This is a genomic window from Aquipuribacter hungaricus, from assembly GCF_037860755.1.
GTDB classification, from domain to species: Bacteria; Actinomycetota; Actinomycetes; order Actinomycetales; family JBBAYJ01; genus Aquipuribacter; species Aquipuribacter hungaricus.
This window is the reverse complement of record NZ_JBBEOI010000252.1, coordinates 1-4,888: the sequence shown is the minus strand read 5'-3', so window position 1 is coordinate 4,888 and position 4,888 is coordinate 1. Positions and strand designations below refer to the sequence as shown.

The 4,888-nt window shown below is 77.6% G+C and carries 3 protein-coding genes; all 3 read left to right on the top strand.

The window, feature by feature from the left end; all coding sequences use genetic code 11:
- Nucleotides 1-2,614: phosphatase domain-containing protein (locus WCS02_RS17405; RefSeq protein WP_340295512.1), on the top strand; the 2,614-nt coding region annotated here is incomplete at its 5' end.
- Entirely contained in the window at nt 2,614-3,132 is a 519-nt protein-coding gene (locus WCS02_RS17400; protein ID WP_340295510.1) for a hypothetical protein, read from the top strand. The genes WCS02_RS17405 and WCS02_RS17400, both read left to right, overlap by 1 nt.
- 107 nt (nt 3,133-3,239) lie before the next feature.
- Nucleotides 3,240-4,888: diguanylate cyclase domain-containing protein (locus tag WCS02_RS17395; protein ID WP_340295508.1), on the top strand; the 1,649-nt coding region annotated here is incomplete at its 3' end.

Here is a 4,888-nt window from a genome sequence, read left to right as displayed (position 1 = left end):
CGGGGTGCACGCCCTGCTGGCCCGCCGGGCGCGCGCCGACGGCTGGCGCACGTCGCTCGTGGCGTTCCCCGGCTACGCGGTGGGCGACCGGGTGCGGGTGCTCGGCCGCGCGCTGCTCGCCCCGCCCGGCCCGGTCGGCGACGACCTCGGCCACCGCGGCTGGAGGCGCCTGCTCACCCTGGAGGAGGCCGGCGCCGAGGTCGAGGTGGTCGTAGGGGGCGTCGGCCACCGGGTGCGCTGCGACGAGAACGGCCTGCTCGACGTCAGCCTGGAGGTCCCGGGCGGGACCGGCGGCCGGCCCGTCCTGCTGCGGGTGCCGGGCCGCGAGCCCGTCCAGGCGCCGGTGCGGGTGTTCGACGCCCGGGCCACGGCCGGCGTGGTGTGCGACGTGGACGACACCGTGTGGCTCACCGGCATCCGCCACCCCTGGCGCGCCGCCTGGCGGACCTTCGCCCAGACCGGCGCCGACCGCCGGCCCGTGCACGGCATGGACGACCTGCTGCGCCACCTCGTCGCGGGGGCCGAGGGCACCCCGGGCGAGGGGTCGGCGGGCACCGAGGACGCCACCACCCCCGGCATCCCCGTCGTCTACCTGTCCAACGGCCCCTGGAACATGGCCCCGCCGCTCGTGAGGTTCCTCGCCCGGCACGGCTTCCCGCCCGGCGCCCTGCTCATGACCGACTGGGGCCTCACCCGCACCCGCTGGTTCCGCGACGGCCAGGCGCACAAGCGCGGCACCCTGGAGCAGCTGCGCCGGGAGCTGCCGCAGGTGCGTTGGAGCCTCGTCGGCGACGACGGCGAGCACGACCCGGAGCTGTACGTCGAGGCCGCCCTCGCCGCCCCCGCGCAGGTCGCGGCCGTCCTGCTGCGTCAGGTCGCCCCGCTGGGCGGGATCACCCTGTGCGGGACCGACCTGGTGGACCAGGCCGGCGGCGTGCCCGTCGTCCGTGCGCCCGACGGCGAGGAGCTGCTCCGGCTGCTGCGCGAGCGCCGCACGGAGGGGACCGACGTGGAGGAGGGCCGGCTGGACGCCGCGCTGCGCCGCTGGTTCCTGTCCGCCGAGCAGCGCGGCAACGACCGCACCCGGCTCCCGGCCTGGAGCACCGGCAACCGGGTCCAGGCGCTCGTGCACGGCCGCACGTACTTCCCCCAGCTCGCCGCCGAGCTGGCCGCCGCCGGGCCGGGCGACCTCGTCATGGTCTCCGACTGGCGGGGCGACCCCGACGAGCTGCTCACCGACGACGGCCCCACGGTCACCGAGGCGTTCGCCGGCGCGGCCCGGCGGGGGGCGAACGTCAAGGGCCTGCTGTGGCGCTCGCACCTGGACAGCTTCCGGTTCTCCTCGGAGGAGAACCGCGACCTGTCCGAGGGGCTCGCCGAGGACGACGCCGAGGTCCTGCTCGACCAGCGGGTCCGGCCCATGGGCAGCCACCACCAGAAGTTCGTCGTCGTCCGCCACGGCGACGACCCCTCCCGCGACGTCGCGTTCCTCGGCGGCATCGACCTGGCCCACAGCCGCCGCGACGACGCCCGCCACGAGGGCGACGAGCAGGAGCAGCCGCACTTCGCCCGCGCCTACGGCACCACCCCGGCCTGGCACGACGTCCAGCTCCGCCTGCACGGCCCCGTCGTCCGTGACGTCGAGGACACCTTCCGCGAGCGCTGGGAGGACCCCGCGGTGCTGTCGCGGCTGCCGTGGCAGGTCCTCCCGGACCTGCTGCGCGGCGCCGACCGGGACCCCGACAGCCTGCCCGCGCCCGCGCCGCCCCCACCGCCGGCCGGCAGCTGCGCGGTCCAGCTGCTGCGCACCTACCCCAACCGCTGGCCCGGCTACCCCTTCGCACCCGACGGCGAGCGCACCGCGGCGCGCGGCTACGCCAAGGCGCTGCTGCGGGCCCGCCGGCTGGTCTACGTCGAGGACCAGTACATGTGGTCCACCGACGTCGCCCAGGTGTTCGCCGAGGCGCTGCGCCGCTCCCCGGACCTGCACCTCGTCGTCGTCGTGCCCCGCCACGCCGACCAGGACGGCGTCCTGGCGGTGCCCGCCACGCTGCTCGGTCACACCCAGGCGCTGCAGCTGGTGCGCGAGGCCGGCGGCGAGCGGGTCCGGGAGCTCGACGTGGAGAACCCGCTCGGCGAGCCGGTGTACGTGCACGCCAAGGTCTGCGTGATCGACGACGTGTGGTGCACCGTCGGCAGCGACAACTTCAACCGCCGGTCGTGGACCCACGACTCCGAGCTCACCGCCGCGGTGCTCGACGCCGAGGCCGACCCGCGCGAGCCGCGCGACCCCGCCGGCCTCGGCGACGGCGCCCGTCGCTTCGCCCGCGACCTGCGCCTGGAGCTCTGGCGCGAGCACCTGGACCGGGCCGACGGCGACGACGCCGACCTCGTCGACCCCGTCGAGGCCGTCGACGCCCTGTGGCGCAGCGCCCTGGCGCTGGACGCCTGGCACGCCGGCGGGCAGCAGGGACCGCGCCCGCCCGGCCGGCTGCGCCCCCACCGCACCGAGCCCCAGCCCGTCCTGCAGCGCTGGGCCGCCACCCCGCTGTACCGGACGGTGTTCGACCCCGACGGGCGCCCGCCGCGGATGAAGCTGCGGGGGCTGCACTGATGGGCGGCCCACACGAGGGCACGAGAGGCCCGAGGGGCGCACGGCCCCCCGGGCGCCTGCTGCGCCGGGTCGACGACGTCGACGTCGCGGTGTGGCAGGACGGGCTCGACACCGCCGTGCGGCGCCGGCCGAGCCTCGTCCTGCTCGACGTCGAGCCCTACGTCGCACCGTGGCTCACCGGTCAGGACGACCTGGACGCCGGGGTCGCCCGCCTGGCCGCCCGCTGGTCCGACCAGCCGGTGCTCGTCGTCACCAACTCCGACCGGGTGGTGTCGCCGCACGTGCTGCCCGCCCACTGGGGGCAGGTCAACGTCGCGCGCAAGCCGTTCACCCGCCTGCAGGTGCCGCCGGGCGCGGTAGTCGTCGGCGACCAGCCCCTGCAGGACGGCCTGCTCGCCTGGCGCTACCGCGCCACCTTCGTCCGCGTGCCCCTGCCACCGGGCGCACCCTGGTACGCGCGGGCCACGTACCGGGTGTTCGCGCCGCTGTCGCGGCTCTGGCTCCGCCCTCCCCGCTAGGCCGGTCGCAGGACCCCGTCCCTCCGGGCTGCAGCCGGGCCCCCCGTGCGCCGACAGAGCACGAGGCCCCATCCGGCGGCCGTGCACGGAGGAGACCAGCGTTGGCCATGCGCCGCAGCACCGCAGCAGGACCCGGGCGGCACGTGACGGGCGCCCGGGCCGTGGCGCTGCTGCTCGTCCTCGTGCCCGCCGCGCTCACCGCCGCGCTGCTGCTGCTGGGCCTCGTGCACGCGGGCACGCTGCTGGAGGGCGCGAGCGGCGCCGGGCTGCCCGCCGCGGCCGCAGGGCTGTGCGGGGCGTTCGTCCTCACCCAGCTCGGCCGGGTCGAGGTCGAGGTCCGCGAGCGCACCCGCAGCCTGTCGCTCGTCGGGCTCCCCCAGGTCCTCGGGCTGGTGTTCCTCCCGCCCGGCTGGCTGCTGGGCGCCCACCTGGTCGCCGCGCTGGCCGTCGCGCGCCTGCAGCGGACACCGGTGCGCGCCGCCGCCCCGCCCGCCTCGGTGCACCTGCTCGGCACGGCGCTCGCCGCGACCGTGCTCCACAGCGTCCTCGAGCCCGCGCCCGGGCTCACCGTGCGGACCGCGGTGCTCACCTGCGCCGCCGTCGCGGTCGTCGACGTGCTCAGCACGTCCCTGCTGCTGCTGGCCGTCCGGGCCGAGGTGGGCCCGCTGCGCCGCGGCGACCTGGTCGGCGCCTACGGGCCCGCGGCGGCCACGACGACGCTGGCGACCACCCTGGGCCTGCTCAGCGTCGTCCTCATCGAGGACGGGCCCGTCGGCTGGGTGCTGCTGGGCCTCGTCGCGGCCGGGAGCACCGCGGCCTACCGCGCCTTCATGCTGCTGCGCCGGCGGCACGGCGACCTGCGGATGGTGCAGGGCTTCATCGACCGCAGCGTCACCACCGACGCCGGCGACGTCCTCGCCCCCGACCTCGTCGCCGGCATCCGCGAGCTCGTCCGGGCGCAGACGGCCCGGCTGGTGTGGCGCTCCCGCGAGGGCGAGGTGCAGGTGCACGCCAGCTCCCACGACCCGACCCTGCTGCTGCCCCCGCTCGTCATGCCGCCGGCGGGCGCCGACGGCCTGGTCACCCTCGCCACCGCCGACCCCGCCACCCGGCGCTGGCTCGACGGGCTGCACGCCCGCGAGGCGGTCGTCCTCGACCTGGTGCGCTTCGGCGGCACCGGCCTGCTCGTGGTGACCGACCGGCTGGGCGCGGGCCGCTTCGGCGCCGACGACGAGCGGCTCGTCGGCGCGCTCGCGGGGCACCTGGTGGTGCGGATGCGCAACACCGAGCTCGTCGACCGGGTCCGCTGGGAGGCGAACCACGACGCCATGACCGGGCTGCCCAACCGCCGGGTGCTGCTGTCGGCGCTCGAGCTGTACATCGGCCCCGGGGCCGCGCCCGTGCCGGCCCGTGCCGGCCGGCCGGCGCCCGAGACCGCGGTCCTCGTCATGGTCGTCGACCGGCTCGGCGAGGTGAACGACGCGCTGGGCCACGCCGTGGGCGACCAGGTGCTCGCCGAGGTCGCCCGGCGGCTCGGCCGGCTCGGGCTGCCCGGGTCGACCATCGCCCGGCTGTCCGGCGAGCACTTCGCGGTCGCCGTGCCCGCCGTGCGCCCCGGCGGCGCCCTCGCCCTGGCCAACCGGCTGCGCTCGACGACCGACGAGCCCGTCGCCCTGCTCGACGCCGTCATCAGCGCCGGGGCCCGGGTCGGCATCGCCACCACGACCGGCGGCGAGGGGGTCGACGCCGCCGAGCT